This is a genomic window from Vibrio sp. 1288 (assembly GCF_033344475.1).
This window is the reverse complement of record NZ_JAWPOX010000765.1, coordinates 1-609: the sequence shown is the minus strand read 5'-3', so window position 1 is coordinate 609 and position 609 is coordinate 1. Positions and strand designations below refer to the sequence as shown.

Sequence of the window (609 nt, the reverse complement as noted above, 5' to 3'; positions counted from 1 at the left end):
TGGCTCGCGACACTGACTTTAAGCCCTAGCACCTCCAGCATAATGCGAACAACCCTCTGATTCACTTCTGTATCTTCGACAATCAAAACCCACGGCTTATCTGGATTTTTGTTCGTTGCCTCATTCGCCTCTGTTCGAGGAAAATCGAGCACATTGAGTGGATCGGTATATGTTGGAAGACCGCTCACCACCGTTAAAGGAATGGTGAAATCGAAACAGCTTCCCAAGCCAAGTTCACTGGTTAGCTTGATGTCTCCACCCATGATGTGGACGAGTTGGGCACAAATCGCCAAACCTAACCCTGTACCACCATATTTGCGAGTTGTACTGCCATCGGCCTGTTGAAAGCGTTCAAACACCGCTTGCTGGTGCTCTTTGGCAATACCTATCCCCGAGTCCACAACGCGAAAGCGAACTAGGGCGATATCGTTGTTTTGCTCGTGCAATGAGACAAGTAATTTGACATGACCACGCTCGGTGAATTTGACCGCGTTGCTAAGTAAGTTATTGAGCACCTGCTTCAGACGTCCTTCATCTCCTTGTACTTCAGCGGGCAACTTAGGGTCGATATCACTGAGCAATTGCAAATTCTTTTGCTGTGCTTTTACG

The 609-nt window shown here is 47.9% G+C and carries 1 protein-coding gene; it reads right to left on the bottom strand.

The window, feature by feature from the left end; translation table 11 throughout:
- Window positions 1-609 (bottom strand): ATP-binding protein (locus R8O11_RS29240; protein ID WP_318195126.1); only part of this gene is annotated, 609 nt, incomplete at both ends.